Source organism: Salmonella sp. 32010601201800023SM (assembly GCF_017572235.1).
In the GTDB taxonomy this organism is placed as follows: Bacteria; Pseudomonadota; Gammaproteobacteria; order Enterobacterales; family Enterobacteriaceae; genus Salmonella; species Salmonella enterica.
The window spans coordinates 475,104-496,041 of the sequence record NZ_JAGEQS010000001.1 but is presented as its reverse complement, the minus strand read 5'-3'; the positions used below and the strand labels follow the sequence as shown (position 1 = coordinate 496,041).

The window sequence follows — 20,938 nt, the reverse complement described above, 5'->3', positions numbered from 1 at the left end:
CGAGCGTAGCCAACGCATAAGCAACTTGAAGTATGAAGGGTATATACACATTCCTTCACAAATTATGCCGTTAAAATTCATCAACAATGCTTATCATCACCCGCCAATATGAAAACCTTGTACTTATTGTTACCGTTACTCATACCCGGTGCAAAGTAATAGGGTTTTCTTGTAAGGAAATCTAATACAAGAGATTGATATCTCAGCAATGAGATCGTATTTCATCATGATAAAATGTGACCTGACTCCTAAATTTTTAGCGACAGACGGTGAGTATCCCCCCTGCCAATAAGCTCTTTTTTGTGCGGCGCCTCAAGGAAAATTTAAGTTGAGATAATTAAAACGTGTGCTTAATAAAGCGTAATTTTGAATTCCTTACATTCCTGGCTATTGCACAACTGAATTTATCGCTCTATTATTAGCTCAACAAACCACCCCAATATAAGTTTGAGATTACTACAATGAGCGAAGCACTTAAAATTCTGAACAACATCCGTACTCTTCGTGCGCAGGCAAGAGAATGTACTCTGGAAACGCTTGAAGAAATGCTGGAAAAATTAGAAGTTGTCGTTAATGAGCGTCGTGAAGAAGAAAGCGCTGCTGCTGCTGAAGTGGAAGAACGCACTCGTAAACTGCAACAGTATCGTGAAATGTTAATTGCCGACGGCATTGACCCGAATGAACTGCTGAATAGCATGGCTGCCGCTAAATCCGGTACCAAAGCTAAACGCGCAGCTCGTCCGGCTAAATATAGCTATGTTGACGAAAACGGTGAAACTAAAACCTGGACTGGCCAGGGTCGTACACCGGCTGTAATCAAAAAAGCAATGGAAGAACAAGGTAAGCAACTGGAAGATTTCCTGATCAAGGAATAATTTACTTCCTGGATGCTTAAAATCCCGCCGCTGGCGGGATTTTTTTTGCCTGAGTTCTCCGCTGACGACCCCAGGCATAAAAAAAGCGCCGGATTTACCAGCGCTTCTGTTAAAAAATTTATAACGTATCGTTACTTCTTAATACCCATTTCTTCTTCAAGCCAGGCTTTAAATTCAGCACCCAGCGAATTATGACGGATGCCATATTCAACGAATGCCTGCATATATCCTAACTTATTACCACAGTCATGGCTTTTACCCTTCATGTGGTAGGCTTCAACCGTTTCTTTTTCGATCAGCATATCGATAGCATCGGTCAACTGAATTTCATCCCCGGCGCCCGGAGGGGTTTTCGCCAGCAACGCCCAGATATCCGCGCTCAACACATAACGCCCGACAATCGCAAGGTTAGACGGCGCGACATCCGCTTTTGGTTTTTCAACCACGCCAACCATCGGCACACTTTCGCCCGGCGCCAGCTCAACGCCTTTACAATCGACCACGCCGTATGCAGTCACATCTTCTACTGGCTCAACCATAATCTGGCTATTGCCGGTTTCATCGAAACGGCGGATCATTTCAGCCAGGTTATCCTGAGACAGGTCGGACTCATATTCGTCAAGAATAACGTCTGGCAGAATAACAGCGACAGGTTCGTTTCCGACAACGGGATGCGCGCACAATACGGCATGGCCCAGGCCTTTTGCCAGCCCTTGACGTACCTGCATAATAGTGACATGCGGAGGGCAAATAGACTGAACCTCCTCCAGAAGCTGACGCTTAACGCGTTTTTCCAGCATCGCTTCCAGCTCAAAACTGGTATCAAAGTGGTTTTCAATAGAGTTTTTAGACGAGTGCGTAACAAGCACGATTTCAGTAATGCCAGCAGCGATACATTCGTTCACGACGTACTGAATTAATGGCTTATCAACCAGCGGCAGCATCTCTTTCGGGATAGCTTTGGTCGCTGGCAGCATCCTGGTTCCCAATCCCGCGACCGGGATAACGGCTTTTTTGACTTTCGAATTAAGGGCAGCCATTTAAAATTCTCCTGGACTGTTCATGTATTGAACGTGTTCATTAATCTGTATCGTGTTCCAGTATATCAGTACCAGAACAAGCCTCAGGTCCAAAAAGGACTTATATTGGTATAATTAAGACAAATACTTATAAATCTGCCGCAGATAGTAACACTCGTCGGGAAAGGCCGGTAAAGCAATTTCCGCTCACTCTTCCGTTTGGTCATTCCGCAGACAACATCAATCGCAGACGCCCTCCTGCGCCCCATATTTGACACTGCCACGAGTCGCAACGCTGGCTTAATTGGTTAAGGTAGGCGTTACCCAATGTTCCTAGCGGCACGCCGCTGCTAATTTGAACCTGATGAGCGCCCGTATTTAAGGTGGCGTTCAATCCGGCGGAGACGAGAATCAAATTTTTGAGCTCACTGTGATAGTAGCCGACAAATAGCGGGAATTGCCCAGGTAAATTGGCTTGTCTGAGCAGATGATTTACCTGTTTTAATAGCGCGCCTAACTCCGGTAAACGGTGCTTTTGTTGGCCGAGCTGATCCTGCAATAAGCCGTTAAATAGCGCCCGCAGCAACAATGCGGCTAACACGCCGTTATCGCCCGCCCGGGTGACATCCAGGCAATAAAATGCCAGTTCGTTATCAGATAGCGGCGCAATATCCAGCACCAGTCCAGGCTGATCGGCGGAGACGAGCTGCCGGTAATTAATGCGGCAATGAGAAATCACCTGCTGTACCGGGGGCTGCAATTCCTGCAACAATTGCGCTGCGGCGGTTGGATTACTCACCATTGCATCCCAGTCACGAAACAGGCGTTCTTCTTCTTCAACCCGCGAGTTAAACATATTAGGGTATAAGCAAGCGAATACGGTTTCCCGCAAGCGGTTGAGATCTTTTACCGGCTTCAGCAAGACATCTTCAACCCCAAGGCGTAACGCTTTGGCGATATCCGCCATATTTTCTGTTGCGGAAATAACCAGAATAGGCGTCTGGTCTCCGCGATTACGTAAGTTTTCTACCAGTTTGAGACCGTTCATTCTCGGCATAGCGATATCACATATCATGAGATCAGGGGTAAAACGCCCCATCAACTCCAGGGCATCTACCCCGTCGCCTGCCAATGCCGTTGTCGCTCCCAAAGAGGAAAACCACGAATCCAGAAGCGAGCGAAATACAGGCTCGTCTTCAACAATAAGAATCTGTTTTCCGACCAATGGCTGCGTCATGTTCTCTCCCCTGACTGGCTTTAATCAATAGTGGCATGGTATTGCCGCTTGCGCCTGTCAGAATTTGCTTAAGTGATCGTAAAAGGTACATTAAACGTCGGTACGCACCAAGGGTATAAGTTCGTCCATCTTTTTCTCTACGGCTAACTGACCCGCCGCAATAGCGGCATGGGCGCGATGAAAATCCAGCGTTGAGATTTGCGGACAGAATGGTTGAATGAGAATATCAGGCGGATCGCCAGCCATACGGTTACGTTTAAGACGATTTTCCAACACCTGGATGGAGGTTGTCATGATTTCCATTGCCCTAGGCGAACTCACGCCACGGCGTGAAGTCAGGCTACTGAAACGTTCTTTTAAACGCTTATGCCAGGGCAGCGCATCATCGCTCTCTTCATTGATATTCCCGACATTTACAGAGAGCAAATCTTGCTGCATGAGGTGGGCATCATGTTGCAGGTCTACCGCAATAACGATATCAGCCCCCAGCGCCCTGGTTAACGAAACAGGTACCGGATTAACGACTGCGCCATCTACCAGCCAGTAACCGTTATGTTCAACCGGAGACATCAGCCCTGGCATACTGCACGACGCGCGTACGGCAAGGTGTAGATCGCCTTCAGTAAACCATAGCTCTCGTCCCGTGCTAAGATTCGTCGCGACCGCGCCAAAACGTCTTGAACAGTGGTCAAAATCCGTGACGGGCATAATATCCCGATAGTGATTAAATACGCGTTCGCCGCGAAGCAACCCTCCTCTGCCCCAGGATACATCCATCAGGCGTAAAACATCCCAGTAGCGGAATGAACATACCCACTGTTCAAGCGCCGATAATTTATTACAGGCATACGCGGCGCCGACCAGCGAACCTATTGAGCATCCTGCAACGATATCAATATCAATGCCTGTTTGCTTGAGGGCTTTGATGACCCCAATATGAGACCATCCTCTCGCTGCGCCAGATCCCAGCGCCAGCCCTATTTTCATTTTTCTCATCGTACTTAACGACTTCCCCTGGCTTCAAGACGTAGCAACATCGCCACTGCTCAGTTAACATAATGCCACCCTGGCGTTCAACGCCGTTTTTTATATTCAGGGAGATTATTGTGTCTCAGCCTTGTCCCTGTGGTAGCGCTGACGAGTATAGCCTATGTTGTGGTCGTATTGTGTCCGGAGAACGAGTAGCACCCGATCCGTCACATCTCATGCGCTCTCGTTACTGCGCTTTTGTGATGAAAGACGCAGATTACTTAATTAAGAGCTGGCATCCAACCTGCAATGCGGCCGCGTTTCGTGATGATATCATCGCCGGATTTGCCAATACCAGGTGGCTCGGCCTGACTATTTTTGAACATACCTGGTCAGAAGCAGAAAATACAGGGTATGTTAGTTTTATCGCGCGTTTTTCCGAACAAGGGAAAACCGGGGCGATTATCGAACGTTCTCGTTTTATCAAAGAAAACGGTCAGTGGTATTATATTGACGGTACCCGCCCGCAGTTGGGTCGAAACGATCCCTGCCCGTGCGGTTCAGGCAAAAAATTTAAAAAGTGCTGCGGCCAGTGACGCCTGACAGTATCAATACAGCAAACACTCTCAACAGGATTTTTCCGGCAATGCAATCACTACAACGTAAAGTTCTGCGTACTATTTGTCCCGATCAAAAAGGCCTTATCGCGCGGATTACCAACATTTGCTATAAGCATGAGCTTAATATTGTGCAAAACAATGAATTTGTGGACCATCGCACCGGACGCTTTTTTATGCGGACCGAGCTGGAAGGCATCTTCAATGATTCCACTCTTCTGGCCGATCTGGACAGCGCCTTACCGGAAGGCTCTGTTCGTGAACTCAATCCCGCCGGACGCCGTCGGGTAGTGATTCTGGTTACCAAAGAGGCGCATTGTCTGGGCGACCTGCTGATGAAAGCCAACTATGGCGGGCTGGATGTTGAAATCGCCGCGGTCATTGGCAACCATGAAACGTTACGCTCGCTGGTTGAACGTTTTGAGATCCCTTTCGAACTGGTCAGCCATGAGGGATTAACGCGTGAAGAGCATGACACGAAGATGGCGGACGCCATTGATGCCCATCAACCGGACTATGTGGTGCTGGCCAAGTATATGCGTGTTTTGACGCCAGGTTTTGTGGCGCGCTTCCCGAACAAAATTATCAATATCCACCACTCATTCCTGCCGGCGTTTATCGGCGCGCGTCCTTATCATCAGGCCTATGAGCGCGGCGTGAAAATCATCGGCGCTACCGCGCACTATGTGAATGATAATCTGGATGAAGGCCCAATCATTATGCAGGACGTGATTCATGTCGATCACACTTACACCGCAGAAGATATGATGCGTGCCGGGCGCGACGTTGAGAAAAACGTATTAAGCCGCGCGCTGTATCAGGTTCTGGCACAGCGAGTCTTTGTTTACGGCAATCGGACGATTATTCTTTAATCGTCAGTAATATGAATTGATTAGCTTTAATCCGTTACGGATGAAAAGTACGCAAACAGTTCATTTCAGGCAAAGGAATGCTTTACAGCGGCGTGTCATTTGATATGATGCGCCCCGCTTCCCAAAAGGAAGCGGGCCAGTATTAAGCATTACCCCGTGGTGGGGTTCCCGAGCGGCCAAAGGGAGCAGACTGTAAATCTGCCGTCATCGACTTCGAAGGTTCGAATCCTTCCCCCACCACCATTATTCACTACAGCGATGTAGTTAACTCGATGAGCAATGCAGAAGTTTGCACTTGTCGGGGAAGGGTGAGAACCTTCGATTAAGGTTCGACTCGAGCGAAAGAACGTTGCCAACGGTAACGGCCCGTAGGGTGAGGAGTGAAGCGACGAATAATCCTTCCCCCACCACCATCTTCAAGCTTTACCTACAATTTGAATTACCCCTGGTGGGGTTCCCGAGCGGCCAAAGGGAGCAGACTGTAAATCTGCCGTCATCGACTTCGAAGGTTCGAATCCTTCCCCCACCACCATCACTTCCGTCGCGTATCTTATCCCCGTTAAGCATAGTGTCTCATATCTCTCTGTACGGGAAGGATGAGAAGCTTCTACCAGGGTTCGATTCGAGCGCAGCGAGAAAGCGTTGCCGCAGGCAACGGCCCGAAGGGCGAAGCGCGCAGCGCTGAGTAATCTCTCCCCCACCACCATCACTCCATAAAGTACCAATTTCAAATCAATCAGCACTGCCCCGTATCCTTACCCCACAGGCAGACTTCACACCATGGCGCCATGGCTTATTGGTTATCTTATCAATACTTCTTCCTGGCAATCTTTTTCGCCTCCTTTGACTGGTTGATTTTTCGCCTGATGAGTTCAAAGGCGGCATATGTCTCGCTAAGTTGATCTGGGGTGAGCGTTCCCTTGAGTCGGTTTCTTTCGGCAATGAGCGCTGAACAATCATCCTTAGATTTTTCCGTATATATACTTGCCATGTAATACCAAATATAGGCCTGCTTATTATCTTTAGGCACACCCTGGCGCCCATGAGCATAAATTTCCCCAAGCGCTAATTGTGCCGGAGTAAACCCCTGCTCTGCCGCTTTAAGGTACCACTTCAGCGCATTCCGGCTATTTTCAGGCACGCCTCTTCCCGTGCTATATGCCACGCCAAGCTGATATTGCGCTTTCGCAAAATCCTGTTTTGCTGCTTTTCGATACCATGCGATAGCCTGTCTGTCGCTTTGCGCGACGCCGCGACCAAATGCAGACATGATGCCCAGATGCGTTTGCGCAGCAGGCAGCCCCTGGCGAGCGGCTTTGCGATACCACGCCAGCGCCTGTTGGTAGTCCTGAGAAACGCCCTCACCCTGCATAAACATCACGCCGATCGCATCCTGCGCCTCGGCCAATCCTTGCGCTGCGGCTCTGCGATACCACTCCAGCGCCAGGTTGTGATCTTTCGATAAGTGATAACCGTTGTAATACCATACGCCAAAATTGTACTGTACCTTTGCCATCACGCGTTGCGCTGTTTTTCGATACCACGTCTGAGAGTGAACCCGGTCAGCGGGATGCGCTTTATCATAGAGCGCATTCAGCGGAATGTGGCCTGGCGTATAGCTGCCTGGTATACCTTCATTAAGCCAGTAAACTGCCTGACGATAATCCTGAGGCACGCCTTCACCATAAAAATAGGCAACGCCGAGATAAAGTTGCGCGGGGTAGTACATATTTTCCGCCGCTTTACGCATCAAGATCGCCGTTTGCTGATAATCCTGAGGAACGCCCTGACCGTGGGCGTACATTACTCCAAGCTTAAATTGTGCTGACGAAGCTGAACCCTGTCCGCGGACAACGCCCGCATCATTGGTTGGAGAGGCGGCTTTTCGATACCACTCCAGCGCTAGCTGGGTATTTTGGGGAAACCCATCGCCATACATATAGGCGTCACCGAGGATTTCTTGCGTACTACTATCCCCTAGCTCTGCCGCCTTGCGATACCACTCCAGCGCTTTTTGTCGACTAAGTGGAAAATTTTCACCATAGTTGTAATGATAGCCAAGGATGAAATAGGAAAAATCAGAACCTTGTTTACCCGCTTTCTCCAGCCATTTTATGGCTAGTTTATAATCAGGCTTAACGTATCGCCCCTCCGCATACCAGCTTCCAAGCGAGAACTGCGCGCTTTCATCTCCTTGTTCCGCTTTTTGCTCTAATTCCTGAACGTACTGGCATTCTTCTGAGTCGGCGGGATAGCGCTCCTCGCAGACAGCAGCGTGAGCCATTTTTGAAATAAATATATTTAATATTATTATTTTGAAAATTGATGAAAAACGCATACAACTATCCTTATTGTCGTTTATGGCGTGATTATATGCTGCATCATCATTTTTCTGCTTACAAAAAACTCGCACAGATGCTGAATAAACCCAAAAACAAAGAGTACGGATTCAGATGCCAGACATGGCAGACCCGCTGTAAACGAAACAAGGCGGCGGTCGATAAGGCATTTATGCCGCACTCCGGCAAACAGCCATAAAAAAACTCCGCCGAAGCGGAGTTTAGGGCATCGAGAGAAAATCAGTGACGTGCACGAACAATCTGGTATTTGCGGGTCAGGTACTCGACCGGCACGCTCCAGATATGCACCAGGCGCGAGAATGGGAACAACAGGAACAGCGTCATCCCCAGTACCAGGTGCATACGGAAGATAAAGGCCACACCGTCCAGATGTGCGGATGCGCCACCGTGGAAGGTCACAACTGACTGCGCCCACCCGACCAGCTTCATCATTTCACTCCCGTCCATATGCTGGGCGGAGAACGGAATGGTCAGCAGACCCAGCGCGCACTGAATCACCAGCAGCGAGAGAATCAAAATATCTGCGCCGGTAGTGGTGGCGCGGACACGTGGGCTAAACAGACGACGCTTGAGCAGTAAAATACCGCCAACCAGTGTCAGCACGCCGCAGGCGCCGCCGGCAATCATCGCCATCTTCTGCTTCACGTCGACCGGCAGAAAAGCTTCATACATCCAGTGCGGCGTTAACATGCCCAGGAAGTGACCGGCGAAAATACCCAGAATCCCAATGTGGAACAGGTTTGACGCCAGGTTCATTCCTTTGCGATCCAGCATCTGACTGGAAGCCGCCCGCCAGGTGTACTGGCCGTAGTCGTAACGTAACCAGCTACCGATCAGAAATACCGATCCGGCAATGTACGGGTAGATATCAAAGAAGAACATATTCAGGAAGTGCATTAGTGCTGTCCTCCGGTGGTGATATTCAGATATTGCGGCGCCACGGCCCCGGCAAAACGACGCTGGTGAGCGGAGATTTCCGACTCGCCACACCCTTGATCGGCGAAGAATTTCACCTGCTCTTCTTCCCAGACCGCATCCAACGCCTGCGGGGTATCATCACGTGCTTCATTCGCAATTTTTTCAGCCACTTTGTCGCTGTCGATAACGGTATTCGCCAGTTTTAACAGCAGATCGAACAGCACCGCATAACGGCTGTCACGCTGTTGCAAACGTGCGCTGAGCAGCGCCAGAATCGGCGCGATATCCTGTAACCCCCCTAACGCTTCGCTTTTCGGCAATTGCGCAAGGTATTCCAGATACAGCGGCAGATGATCGGGAAGTTCGCGGCTGTCGAGCTGCAAACCGTGCTGTTCATACTGTGCCATCAGGTCAACCATCGCCTGACCGCGATCGCGGGACTCCCCGTGAACATGTTCAAACAGCAGCAGCGATGTGGCGCGACCACGGTCAAACAGTTCACTGTAGGCGGCCTGTACATCCAGCAGGTCCTGCGCGGTTAAATCGCGCAGGAAAACGCCCAGAGTCTGGGCATCCTCTTTATCCAGGTTCTCAGATGACGCGAGCGCATCGAACAACTCCTGTTGATGCTGCCACAGGGCAGCATCCGGGTACTCGAGCAGACGCGAAACAATGACGAGTTCAATCATGCGTGCGGCTCCGTTTTGCTGGTCACATCAACAGCGTCGATGCGGCGGCTGTTGAACAGATTGAATTTGGTATCAGACCCGTGGCAACCATCGCCGAAGGTAAAACCACAACCGCTTTTCTCCGGGAATGCGTCACGCGCCAGTTCACGATGGCTGCTTGGTACCACGAAGCGATCTTCATAGTTGGCAATTGCCAGGTAACGATACATTTCCTGCGCCTGGGCTTCGCTTAAACCCACCTCTTCCAGCGCGCGGGTATCCACTTTACCGTCTACGGTTTCCGCACGTTTGTAGTGACGCATCGCCAGCATCCGTTTCAACGCCAACAGTACCGGCTGGGTGTCGCCAGCGGTCAACAGGTTCGCCAGGTACTGCACCGGGATACGCAGACTGTCTACATCCGGCAGAATACCGTTGCTGCCCAGTTCACCCGCGTCGGCGGCAGACTGAATCGGTGACAAAGGCGGCACGTACCAGACCATCGGCAGCGTGCGGTATTCCGGATGCAGCGGCAGCGCCAGCTTCCAGTCCATCGCCATTTTGTACACTGGCGATTGCTGCGCCGCATCGATCACGCTCTGCGGCACGCCGTCCTTCAGCGCCTGCTCAATGACAGCCGGATCGTTTGGATCGAGGAACACGTCCAGTTGACGCTGGTACAGATCTTTTTCGTTTTCCGTACTGGCGGCGCTTTCAATGGCATCTGCGTCATACAGCAGTACGCCAAGATAACGGATACGGCCCACGCAGGTTTCCGAGCAAACAGTCGGCTGACCAGCTTCGATACGCGGGTAGCAGAAGATGCACTTCTCGGACTTGCCGCTCTTCCAGTTGAAGTAAATCTTCTTGTACGGGCAGCCGGTGATGCACATCCGCCAGCCGCGGCACTTGTCCTGGTCGATCAGCACGATGCCATCTTCTTCACGCTTGTAGATAGCACCGCTCGGGCAGGTCGCCACGCACGCCGGGTTGAGACAGTGCTCGCACAGGCGCGGCAGGTACATCATGAAGGTGTTTTCGAACTGGCCGTACATCGCCTTCTGCATGTTTTCAAAGTTCTGGTCTTTAGCGCGTTTTTCGAACTCGCCGCCTAGAATCTCTTCCCAGTTTGGCCCGCTGGTAATTTTGTCCATCCGCTGGCCGGTAATCAGCGAGCGCGGACGCGCGATCGGCTGATGTTTGCTTTCCGGCGCGGTATGCAGGTTCTGGTAGTCGTAATCAAACGGCTCGTAGTAGTCGTCGATGCCCGGCAGATGCGGGTTAGCGAAGATTTTACCCAGCAGCAGCGCCCGGTTGCCCATGCGCGGCTGTAGTTTGCCGTTGATTTTGCGGATCCAGCCGCCTTTCCATTTTTCCTGATTTTCCCAGTCATTCGGAAAACCAACGCCAGGCTTACTTTCTACGTTGTTGAACCACGCGTATTCCATACCTTCGCGACTGGTCCAGACGTTTTTACAGGTGACTGAACAGGTATGACAGCCGATGCACTTATCGAGATTCAGCACCATGCCGACTTGTGAACGAATTTTCATTTTACGCTCTCCTGTACCTGGTCATTGCCTTCGCCATCCAACCAGTTAATGTTCTTCATCTTACGTACCACCACAAACTCATCGCGGTTGGAGCCGACGGTGCCGTAGTAGTTAAAGCCGTAGGCTAACTGCGCATAGCCGCCGATCATATGGGTCGGTTTCGGCGTAATACGGGTCACCGAGTTATGAATACCGCCGCGCTGCTGGGTAATTTCCGACCCCGGCAGGTTTACGATACGTTCCTGCGCGTGGTACATCATGGTCATGCCCGCCGGTACACGCTGGCTGACCACTGCGCGTGCGGTCAATGCGCCGTTGCTGTTGAAGACTTCGATCCAGTCGTTATCTTCAATGCCCAGATCTTTGGCGTCGGTTTCGCTCATCCACACAATCGGGCCGCCACGCGACAAAGTCAGCATCAACAGGTTATCGCTGTAGGTCGAGTGGATACCCCATTTCTGGTGCGGCGTCAGGAAGTTGAGCGCCTTCTCCGGATTACCGTTGGATTTACGCCCCATCACCGCTTTCACCGAGCGGGTGTCGATCGGTGGGCGATACACCAGCAGACTTTCGCCGAAGTCGCGCATCCACTGGTGATCCTGATACAACTGTTGGCGACCAGACAGTGTACGCCACGGGATCAGCTCGTGAACGTTGGTATAACCGGCGTTATAAGAAACGTGCTCATCTTCCAGACCAGACCAGGTCGGGCTGGAGATAATTTTGCGCGGCTGGGCCTGAATATCGCGGAAGCGGATTTTCTCTTCTTCTTTATTGGTCGCCAGATGCGTATGGTCGCGACCGGTAAACTCGCTCAGCGCCGCCCAGGCTTTCACCGCCACCTGACCGTTGGTTTCCGGCGCTAACGTCAGGATCATCTCTGCCGCGTCAATCGCCGTGTTGAGCATCGGCTGGCCTTTCGCCGGACCGTCCGCTTTGGTGTAATTGAGCTTACGCAGCAAGTCCATTTCGCTCTGCGTGTTCCAGGCAATCCCTTTCCCGCCGTTGCCGATTTTCTCCATCAGCGGGCCAATAGAGGTAAAGCGCTCATAGGTGGCCGGATAATCGCGCTCAACGGTCATGATGTGCGGCGCGGTTTTCCCTGGGATCAGATCGCATTCGCCTTTTTTCCAGTCTTTCACGTCCAGCGGCTGTGCCAGTTCAGCGGCAGAGTCGTGCTGGATCGGCAGCGTCACGACGTCAGTCTCTTTACCCAGGTGGCCTACACAGACTTCGGAGAATTTCTTCGCAATGCCTTTGTAGATTTCCCAGTCGCTTTTCGATTCCCAGGCCGGATCTACGGCGGCAGACAGCGGATGAATAAACGGATGCATATCCGAGGTATTCATATCGTCTTTTTCATACCAGGTGGCGGTCGGCAGTACGATATCGGAGTACAGGCAGGTGCTCGACAGGCGGAAGTCCAGCGTCACCACCAGATCCAGTTTGCCGTCCAGGCCATTGTCACGCCACTCCACTTCTTCCGGCTTCACACCGCCCTGTTTACCCAGATCCAGCCCCTGAATACCATGCTCAGTACCCAGCAGATATTTCAGCATGTACTCATGGCCCTTACCGGAAGAGCCAAGCAGGTTAGAACGCCAGATGAACAGGTTACGCGGGTGGTTTTTACCGTTTTCCGGCTGCTCGGCGGCAAAGCGAATCGAACCCTCTTTCAGGGATTTGACGGTATAATCTACCGGCGTCATACCGGCTTTTTCCGCTTCACGCGCAATATACAGCGGGTTAGTGCCTAACTGCGGCGCCGACGGCAACCAGCCCATACGCTCGGCGCGCACATTGAAGTCAATCAGATGACCGCTATAGCGGGATTTGTCCGCCATCGGCGACAGTAACTCCTCGGCGGTCACCGTCTCGTAGCGCCACTGGCTGGAGTGGTTATAGAAGTAAGAGGTGCTATTCATGTGACGCGCCGGACGCTGCCAGTCAAGGGCAAACGCCAGCGGCTGCCAGCCGGTCTGCGGACGCAGTTTTTCCTGGCCGACGTAGTGCGCCCAGCCGCCGCCGCTCTGACCAACGCAACCACAGAACACCAACATATTGATCAGCCCGCGATAGTTCATATCGAGGTGATACCAGTGGTTCAGACCGGCGCCAACGATAATCATTGAACGCCCGTGCGTTTTGTCCGCGTTATCGGCGAATTCCCGTGCGATACGGATGATCTGCGCCCGCGGCACGCCGGTGATCTGCTCGGCCCATGCTGGCGTATATGCTTTGGTATCGTCATAACTGGCGGCACAATTTTCATCGTTCAGGCCGCGTTCCAGACCATAGTTAGCCATGGTCAGATCGTAAACGGTAGTGACTAACGCTGAAGAACCATCGGCCAGTTGCAGACGTTTTGCCGGCAGTTTATGCAGCAGGACGTTATCCAGCGCCACATGATTAAAGTACTCTGAACCTTCGCCGCCGAAATACGGGAAGCCCACGTCAGCAATCTCATCCTGGCTGCCCAGCAAGCTGAGCTGCAATTCAGTTTCTGCACCGGTAGTCCCGTCGCGCTGTTCGAGGTTCCATTTGCCTTTTTCACCCCAACGGAAACCAATTGAACCGTTTGGCGCCACCATTTCACCGTTGCTGTTGATAGCGACGGTTTTCCATTCCGGGTTATTTTCCTGCCCCAGCGAATCAACGAGATCGGCAGCGCGCAGCATACGACCTGCGGCATAATAACCATCACGCTCTTCAAGCATCACCAGCATTGGCATGTCGGTATAGCGGCGGACATAATCGGTGAAGTACTGGCGCGGGTTGTCGAGGTGGAATTCGCGCAGCATGACGTGGCCCATCGCCAGCGCCATCGCCGCATCGGTCCCCTGCTTCGGTGCCAGCCATAGATCGCACAGTTTGGCGATTTCGGCATAGTCCGGCGTCACCGCGACGGTTTTGGTGCCTTTGTAACGTACTTCGGTAAAGAAGTGGGCATCCGGCGTACGGGTTTGCGGCACGTTAGAGCCCCAGGCGATAATATAGCTGGAGTTGTACCAGTCAGCGGATTCCGGCACGTCGGTCTGCTCGCCCCAGGTTTGCGGGGAGGCTGGCGGCAGGTCGCAGTACCAGTCGTAGAAGCTCAGGCAGGTACCGCCAATCAGCGAAAGATAACGTGCGCCGGAAGCGTAGGAAACCATCGACATCGCCGGAATGGGTGAGAAGCCCGCGACGCGGTCAGGGCCATAGGTTTTCACGGTGTACACGTTGGAGGCGGCGATCAGCTCGTTCACTTCCTGCCATGAGGAGCGAACAAAGCCGCCACGACCACGCGCCTGTTTGAAGCTTTTGGCTTTATCGGCATCTTCAATGATGGAGGCCCATGCCTCTACCGGATCGCGATGCAGTTTTTTCGCCTCGCGCCACATCTTCATCAGACGTTTGCGCATCAGCGGATATTTCAGTCGGTTAGCGCTGTAGAGATACCAGGAGTAGCTTGCCCCGCGCGGGCAGCCGCGAGGTTCATGGTTTGGCATGTCAGGACGGGTGCGCGGGTAATCGGTTTGCTGTGTTTCCCAGGTCACCAGACCATTTTTGACATAAATTTTCCAGCTACAAGAACCGGTGCAGTTCACCCCATGGGTTGAGCGCACAATTTTGTCATGCTGCCAACGTTGGCGGTATCCGTCCTCCCAGTCCCGGTTTGTTTCGAGAAGCTGGCCGTGCCCATCGGCAAAGGTTTCGCCCTTCTGCTTGAAGTAGCGAAACCGGTCCAGGAATTTACTCATCGGGTTTCTCCTGTGTGGAACCTTACGGTTCTCTGATAAATCGACATTGCTTAACTAAGGGCGAAGGTAACGCGCTGAATGGGCGTGAGAATTGATAACGATCAAGGCGGACAGGGATGCAAATGGCGCGCAAACCTCCTGCATACTCCTTTTGGAGGAGGAGTTTTATTTATATATATTACTGATTTAATTACATAAAATTAAATTTACGCACGACATGAATGTTAAATTTTCAACAAGTGGGTATTAAGGGGTATCCCCCTGGATGACCGATAAAGATGTGCGTGGTCAGCCCTGTCGCGCCTCACTTCTTGACTATAAGTATGTTGTAACTAAATGCAGGTAAAAAAAAAGCGCGGTCTAACGCCGCGCAAAGGATAATCAAAAGTTACTTTTTATTTTTAGAATGACGTCCATATACCGCCCAGGTAATAACGACGCAGGCGATATAGAAAATAAGAAAGACCTTCATCGCGCCGACTGGCGAACCGGTTAAGGCTAAAGATGAACCAAACGCTTTCGGAATAAAAAAGCCGCCAATCGCGCCAATCGCGGAAATAAAGCCCAGCGCCGCCGCCGTATCGGTCGCCGCTTCACGCATGGCTCTTTCGTCCGACCCGCCTTCCGCTTTAACCCGGTCCATTGTCAGTTTACGGAAGATAACGGAGATCATCTGGAAGGTAGAACCACTCCCCAACCCAGCCGTCAGGAACAGCGCCAGAAATACCCCGTAGAACGCGATAAAGCTACCGCCAACGCCGCCAGTAGGTAATGTCAGGAACAGCAGACCGCTGAAAATCGCCATCAGGACAAAGTTGATAAGCGTGACGCGAGTCCCCCCCAGACGGTCAGAAATTGCGCCGCCTGCCGAACGCGCCAGCGCGCCGATAAACGGACCGAAAAACGCATAATGCAGGATCTGCACATCCGGGAATTGCGTTTTAGACAGCATAGCGAACCCCGCGGAGAAACCGATAAACGATCCGAAGGTCGCCAGATACAGCAGACTCATGATCCACAGATGACCACGTTTGAGCACCGGCAGTTGCTCTTTTAGCGAGGCCTTAGACGTCGCCAGTTCGTTCATGCCGAACCACGCTGCCAGCGTAAAAATGGCCAGGAAAGGCACCCAAATCCAGGCTGCGTTCGCCAGATAGAGCTGAGAACCGTCCGGCTGCTCTACACCGTGGCTGCCAAAGGCGGCAAAGATAGAGAGCGAAACCACCAGCGGCGCAACCAGCTGCATCACGCTCACGCCCATATTGCCCAGACCGCCGTTCAGACCCAGCGCGCCGCCCTGCTTTTGTTTAGGAAAGAAAAAGCTGATGTTCGCCATACTGGAGGCAAAGTTCGCGCCGGCAAAACCACACAGCAAGGAAATAATAATGAAAGTGCTAAATGGCGTACTGGTATCCTGAACCGCAAAGCCTAACCATACGCAAGGCACGATGAGGATACCGGTACTGAACGCTGTCCAGCGACGTCCGCCAAATAGCGGCACCATAAAGGAGTAAGGCACCCGTAGCAGCGCGCCGGAAACAGATGGCAGCGCAGTCAACATAAAGAGCTGATCGGTCGTAAAATTAAATCCCACTTTCGGCAGGTTCACCGCCACTGCGCTGAATAACATCCAGACGCAAAACGCCAGCAGTAAACACGGGACAGAAATCCACAAATTACGGCTGGCGACACGATGGCCGCGCTGCTGCCAGAATGCCGGATCTTCCGGACGCCATTCCGTGATAACAGCGCCAGTTGCCCTTTCCGGGGCGGATGAGTGACTCATAGACACCTCTGATTCTTGATTTGATGTCTGCCACATTAGGGTTTACTGCCGAAGGTAAGTTGATATAAATCAAAGGAAAAGTCGTCATCACCGGCGACTAAAAAGCGTTATTACCCTTAATGAGTAGGCTATTTTGGTAAAAAAGCTGTGGTTTTTCACCATGCTGTGTCTGTCTACTCCTTCCCGTCGCAGATACCTCTTTACGGCGGCAATTAAGGAGTAACTCGTTATAGGTATGGGTATACTCCGCTGTATCGTTGAGAATAGCGGCACAGCCGATTGACGCCCCTCTTTTTTGCTACGTTTTTTCGGCGACATTACCCCGAAGAAAGAAGGTAACATGTTTAAACGGTGTTTCTCTCCTCTTACGCTGGTTAACCAACTGGCGCTGATTGTCATGCTCTCTACCGCTATCGGCGTGGCGGGGATGGCGGTTTCCGGCTGGCTGGTTCAGGGCGTACAGGGTAGCGCTCATGCGATTAATAAAGCGGGCTCATTGCGTATGCAAAGCTATCGACTACTGGCAGCTGTCCCGCTGGATGCTAAAGATCAAAAGCTGCTGGATGAGATGGAGCAAACGGCATTCAGCCCGGAACTGACCCGCGCCGCTGAGCGAGACGGGCAGCAAAAGCAGCTTAAAGCGTTACAGGATTACTGGCATAACGAACTCTCGCCAGGGCTACAGCACGCGCAAAACGCGCACGCGGTCGCAGAAGATGTCACGCGCTTTGTGGCGGGCCTGGATCGCCTGGTGACGTCGTTCGACCATACGACTGAATTGCGTATCGAACGCGTGGTATTAGTTCACCGGGTAATGGCGATCTTTATGGCGCTATTGCTGGTATTTACGATTATCTGGCTACGTGTTCGCCTTTTGCAGCCCTGGAAACAGTTATTATCAATGGCGCGCGCCGTCAGTCAGCGCGACTTTACCCAACGTGCCAATATCAGTGGACGCAATGAGATGGCCGCGTTGGGTTCTGCGCTCAATAATATGTCTGAAGAACTGGCCGAAAGTTATGCGGTACTGGAACAGCGCGTACAGGAAAAAACAGCCGGTCTGGAACATAAAAACCAGATTCTCTCGTTTTTGTGGCAAGCCAACCGCCGACTGCATTCACAGGCTCCGCTATGTGAACGTCTTTCACCGGTACTGAATGGCCTGCAAAATTTAACCCAGTTGCATGATATTGAGCTGCGGGTCTATGACCTGGAAGATGAAGATAATCACCAGGAATTTACCTGTCAGTCGGACATCAGTTGCGATGATAAAGGCTGCCACCTTTGCCCACGTAGCGCCCTGCCGATGATTAACGGCGGCACCACCTTAAAATGGCGGCTCACCGACTCTCACACCCAATACGGTATTTTGCTGGCGACGCTGCCCTATGGACACCATCTCAGCCACGATCAGCAACAGTTGGTGGACACGCTGGTTGAACAGCTTACCGCGACTCTGGCGCTCGACAGGCATCAGGAGCGCCAGCAGCAGTTGATTGTCATGGAAGAGCGTGCCACCATTGCCCGCGAACTGCATGATTCTATTGCCCAGTCGCTCTCTTGTATGAAGATGCAGGTGAGCTGCCTGCAAATGCAGGGCGACGTGTTACCGGAAAGCAGCCGTGAGTTACTCAGCCAAATTCGCAATGAGCTGAACTGCTCCTGGGCGCAACTGCGCGAACTGTTAACCACTTTCCGGTTACAGTTGACGGAGCCCGGGCTACGTCCGGCGCTGGAGGCAAGCTGCCAGGAGTTCAGCGCCCGGTTTGGCTTTACGGTAAAACTGGATTATCAGCTTCCCCCCCGCCTGGTGCCTTCACACCAGGCGATACACCTGTTGCAAATTGCCAGGGAAGCCCTCAGCAACGCCCTTAAACACTCTCATGCCGACGATGTGGTGGTGACAGTGACGCAATGTGGCAAACAGGTCAAACTAAAAGTGCAGGATAATGGCTGCGGCGTCCCGGAAAACGCCGAACGCAGTAATCACTACGGCATGATTATCATGCGCGATCGGGCGCAAAGTTTGCGCGGCGATTGCCAGGTACGCCGACGCGAGACTGGCGGAACAGAGGTCACTGTTACTTTTATTCCAGAAACAAACTTCACAGAAACCCAGGGAGATACCCATGAATAATCAGGAACCGGCAACCATCCTGTTAATCGACGACCATCCGATGCTACGCACGGGTGTAAAGCAGCTTGTGAGTATGGCGCCCGATATCAGCGTGGTCGGAGAAGCCAGCAACGGTGAGCAGGGTATTGACCTGGCGGAATCGCTCGATCCCGATCTGATCCTCCTTGATTTGAATATGCCGGGAATGAATGGTCTCGAAACGCTGGATAAATTACGCGAAAAAGCGCTGTCAGGACGTATTGTCGTTTTCAGCGTATCCAACCATGAAGAAGATGTCGTCACGGCGCTAAAGCGCGGCGCGGACGGTTATCTGTTGAAAGACATGGAGCCGGAGGACTTGCTCAAAGCGTTACAACAGGCCGCCGCCGGAGAAATGGTATTAAGTGAAGCGTTAACGCCGGTACTGGCGGCCAGCCTGCGGGCTAACCGCGCTACCACCGATCGCGATGTAACGCAACTCACCCCGCGTGAGCGCGATATTCTGAAGCTCATCGCGCAGGGATTGCCAAATAAGATGATTGCCCGGCGTCTGGATATCACCGAAAGTACGGTCAAAGTGCACGTGAAACATATGCTCAAGAAAATGAAGCTGAAATCGCGCGTGGAGGCCGCCGTCTGGGTGCATCAGGAACGCATCTTTTAATTATTGCTCCTGGAACGGTTGCCAATGCGGATTATCGTCCGGCATCGTGATAAACGGTTCAGTCAGCGCGAGCGTGATCTCATTGGAAGAGACACGCTGACCTTTTTCATCCTCAACCACCACCGATAAACGCCAGCGATTTGCCGCGCCTTCGCGGTGATCCCAGGCCGGCATAATGATTGTCCAGCCCTCGGTACTGCGGGTGTCCGTTCCTGCCGTCAAACTTAATGCCTGTGTATCGCCCTGCCAGCTCAAATGACGAATACCGTGCACGCTGCGCACCTGCAATTTTAACGCAACCGTCTCACCAGGCGTAAGATCCCAGGGCGGCGTCGCCAGAAAAACCGTTAACGTTTTACGCTGCCGATACTCCATTGTCGGCAGCGAGTTACGTTGCGGCGTATCATAGCGGCTACCGCGTAATGACTGGCTTTGCGCCACTTCACTGGCGGCAAGCTGCTTTTTGAGCGGCACGCCGAAGCGGTAGTTAAGCGTCAGCCCCAGGTTATTCTGACTGACCCCGCTCTCGCCCTGTTTGTGCTGGGCGGTCATGGTAAGCAAAGGTACTGGCGTATAGTTGAGACCCAGTTTTAACGCGACAGGATTGTGATACCCCGTTCCGGAGTCAAACAGATCCACGCTATCGCCAAAGTACTGCTCCAGACTAACGCTGGTATTGATATGCTGGTAAAACGGCAGCCGCATTTGCGCGTTGATATCATATCCGCGCGCCATTCGCTGTTCTAAGGTCGCCGTATGCGTCTGCCAGTCGGCAAAAGGCTGGTAATAGTTGGCGGATAAACGCAAATATTCTCCCCACGCCTCCGCGCCAAAGCCGGCGCGCTGCAGATTTTCATCCAGCAGATTATCGTAAAAGGTATTATAGCCAAGAAGCCAGCCATCCTGCGCCCAGCGCTGTCCTACGCCAATGTTGCTTACCAGTCCATCAGTCTGTTGCGTAAGACCAAGCTGGCTCCAGGTCAGATAGCGCTGTTTATCCTGTAAAGGGATAAACCAGCTTCCGCGACTGCCGTTAAAATGACCTTCGTTATCGACGTTAATATCCACGCTGGCGCTGCCCCAGGCTGATAGCCAGCTTTCAAGCTGCTGGTTAACCTGCTCGCTGACCACATCGCGTACCTGTCCGAAAGCAAATTGCCGCGCCTGTTCACCGGTATCCAGATCGTTATTTTTCATGCTGGCTTCGCCAAACGCTTTGGCCATCTCGGCAAAATGCTTTTCCCCTTCGTGGGATTCCGGCATCATGCCTAAATCCGGCAGACGGTTTTGCGTGAAAGGGTCTTGCGCCTGCGCACGGATCGTACCGCTGGCAGTCAGCAAGAGAAGCGAGAGTGAGAATGAACGAAAAACAATACGGCTCAACGTGTCGGCAACTTCTACAACAAAAGATAAGAGGAATGGCATCAGAGTAAACCATAACGTGTCCGGACAGGTTTTGCAGCCTTTTCTCGTGCTTCCAGGAATATCCTTATTTTTTCCGCAGAGCGTCCCAGGATTTTCTCCACGCATTTGGCGGTACCCGG

Annotated in this window: 15 protein-coding genes, 2 tRNA genes and 2 other RNA genes; 9 read left to right on the top strand and 10 right to left on the bottom strand. The window is 52.2% G+C overall.

Annotated elements, in window-relative coordinates; genetic code table 11:
- Positions 1-461: 461 nt before the first annotated feature.
- Positions 462-875 (top strand): histone-like nucleoid-structuring protein H-NS, encoded by a 414-nt coding sequence (gene hns / locus J4617_RS02555; RefSeq protein ID WP_001287383.1) that lies wholly within the window; start codon positions 462-464, stop codon positions 873-875.
- Positions 876-1,006: 131 nt separating this feature from the next.
- Here the strand turns inward: hns and galU are convergent, their stop codons facing one another.
- From galU to rssA, 3 genes are all read right to left on the bottom strand, one after another.
- Positions 1,007-1,915 carry a UTP--glucose-1-phosphate uridylyltransferase GalU gene (gene galU / locus J4617_RS02550; protein WP_000729450.1) on the bottom strand — a complete coding sequence of 303 codons (909 nt, stop codon included), beginning with the start codon at positions 1,913-1,915 and terminating at the stop codon, positions 1,007-1,009.
- Between the two features lie 202 nt (positions 1,916-2,117).
- Complete coding sequence (gene rssB, locus J4617_RS02545; RefSeq protein WP_000193432.1) at positions 2,118-3,131, bottom strand: two-component system response regulator RssB; 1,014 nt, start codon at positions 3,129-3,131, stop codon at positions 2,118-2,120.
- Positions 3,132-3,221: 90 nt separating this feature from the next.
- Positions 3,222-4,127, bottom strand: coding sequence for a patatin-like phospholipase RssA (gene rssA / locus J4617_RS02540; RefSeq protein ID WP_023198595.1), 906 nt, complete (start codon positions 4,125-4,127; stop codon positions 3,222-3,224).
- Between the two features lie 110 nt (positions 4,128-4,237).
- Between rssA and J4617_RS02535 the strand changes: the two genes are divergently transcribed.
- The 6 genes from J4617_RS02535 to J4617_RS02510 all read left to right on the top strand — a co-directional run bounded on the left by J4617_RS02535 (position 4,238) and on the right by J4617_RS02510 (position 6,295).
- Positions 4,238-4,696 (top strand): YchJ family protein, encoded by a 459-nt coding sequence (locus J4617_RS02535; protein WP_001540172.1) that lies wholly within the window; start codon positions 4,238-4,240, stop codon positions 4,694-4,696.
- A gap of 50 nt (positions 4,697-4,746) precedes the next feature.
- Positions 4,747-5,589 carry a formyltetrahydrofolate deformylase gene (gene purU / locus J4617_RS02530; RefSeq protein WP_001191156.1) on the top strand — a complete coding sequence of 281 codons (843 nt, stop codon included), beginning with the start codon at positions 4,747-4,749 and terminating at the stop codon, positions 5,587-5,589.
- Positions 5,590-5,747: 158 nt separating this feature from the next.
- Positions 5,748-5,832: transfer RNA gene (locus J4617_RS02525), tRNA-Tyr, on the top strand.
- Between the two features lie 44 nt (positions 5,833-5,876).
- A non-coding RNA gene (locus J4617_RS02520) (RtT sRNA) lies at positions 5,877-6,002 on the top strand.
- Between the two features lie 34 nt (positions 6,003-6,036).
- A tRNA-Tyr gene (locus tag J4617_RS02515) sits at positions 6,037-6,121 on the top strand.
- A gap of 43 nt (positions 6,122-6,164) precedes the next feature.
- Positions 6,165-6,295: non-coding RNA, RtT sRNA (locus J4617_RS02510), on the top strand.
- Between the two features lie 102 nt (positions 6,296-6,397).
- On the opposite strand, the gene J4617_RS02505 is transcribed toward J4617_RS02510, so the two are convergent.
- The 6 genes from J4617_RS02505 to narK all read right to left on the bottom strand — a co-directional run bounded on the left by J4617_RS02505 (position 6,398) and on the right by narK (position 16,614).
- Entirely contained in the window at positions 6,398-7,927 is a 1,530-nt protein-coding gene (locus J4617_RS02505; protein WP_208290669.1) for a tetratricopeptide repeat protein, read from the bottom strand.
- A 241-nt stretch (positions 7,928-8,168) separates the two neighbouring features.
- The gene (gene narI, locus J4617_RS02500; protein WP_000545594.1) at positions 8,169-8,846 is read right to left on the bottom strand and encodes a respiratory nitrate reductase subunit gamma; all 678 of its coding nucleotides are present in this window, start codon (positions 8,844-8,846) and stop codon (positions 8,169-8,171) included.
- The gene (narJ, locus tag J4617_RS02495; protein WP_000571667.1) at positions 8,846-9,556 is read right to left on the bottom strand and encodes a nitrate reductase molybdenum cofactor assembly chaperone; all 711 of its coding nucleotides are present in this window, start codon (positions 9,554-9,556) and stop codon (positions 8,846-8,848) included. The genes narI and narJ overlap by 1 nt, the downstream gene beginning before the upstream one ends.
- Positions 9,553-11,088: a nitrate reductase subunit beta gene (gene narH, locus J4617_RS02490; RefSeq protein ID WP_000702629.1), complete on the bottom strand. Its 1,536-nt coding sequence runs from the start codon at positions 11,086-11,088 to the stop codon at positions 9,553-9,555. Before narH ends, narJ begins: the two co-directional genes overlap by 4 nt.
- Entirely contained in the window at positions 11,085-14,828 is a 3,744-nt protein-coding gene (locus J4617_RS02485; protein WP_000032881.1) for a nitrate reductase subunit alpha, read from the bottom strand. Before J4617_RS02485 ends, narH begins: the two co-directional genes overlap by 4 nt.
- 388 nt (positions 14,829-15,216) lie before the next feature.
- Entirely contained in the window at positions 15,217-16,614 is a 1,398-nt protein-coding gene (gene narK / locus J4617_RS02480) for a nitrate transporter NarK (protein ID WP_000019848.1), read from the bottom strand.
- Between the two features lie 340 nt (positions 16,615-16,954).
- Between narK and narX the strand changes: the two genes are divergently transcribed.
- Positions 16,955-18,751 (top strand): nitrate/nitrite two-component system sensor histidine kinase NarX, encoded by a 1,797-nt coding sequence (gene narX / locus J4617_RS02475; protein WP_000476242.1) that lies wholly within the window; start codon positions 16,955-16,957, stop codon positions 18,749-18,751.
- Positions 18,744-19,394, top strand: a complete 651-nt coding sequence (gene narL / locus J4617_RS02470) for a two-component system response regulator NarL (protein WP_001064598.1) — start codon at positions 18,744-18,746, stop codon at positions 19,392-19,394. The genes narX and narL overlap by 8 nt, the downstream gene beginning before the upstream one ends.
- Here the strand turns inward: narL and J4617_RS02465 are convergent, their stop codons facing one another.
- Positions 19,395-20,819, bottom strand: a complete 1,425-nt coding sequence (locus tag J4617_RS02465; RefSeq protein ID WP_024137251.1) for a YchO/YchP family invasin — start codon at positions 20,817-20,819, stop codon at positions 19,395-19,397.
- Between the last annotated feature and the right edge of the window lie 119 nt (positions 20,820-20,938).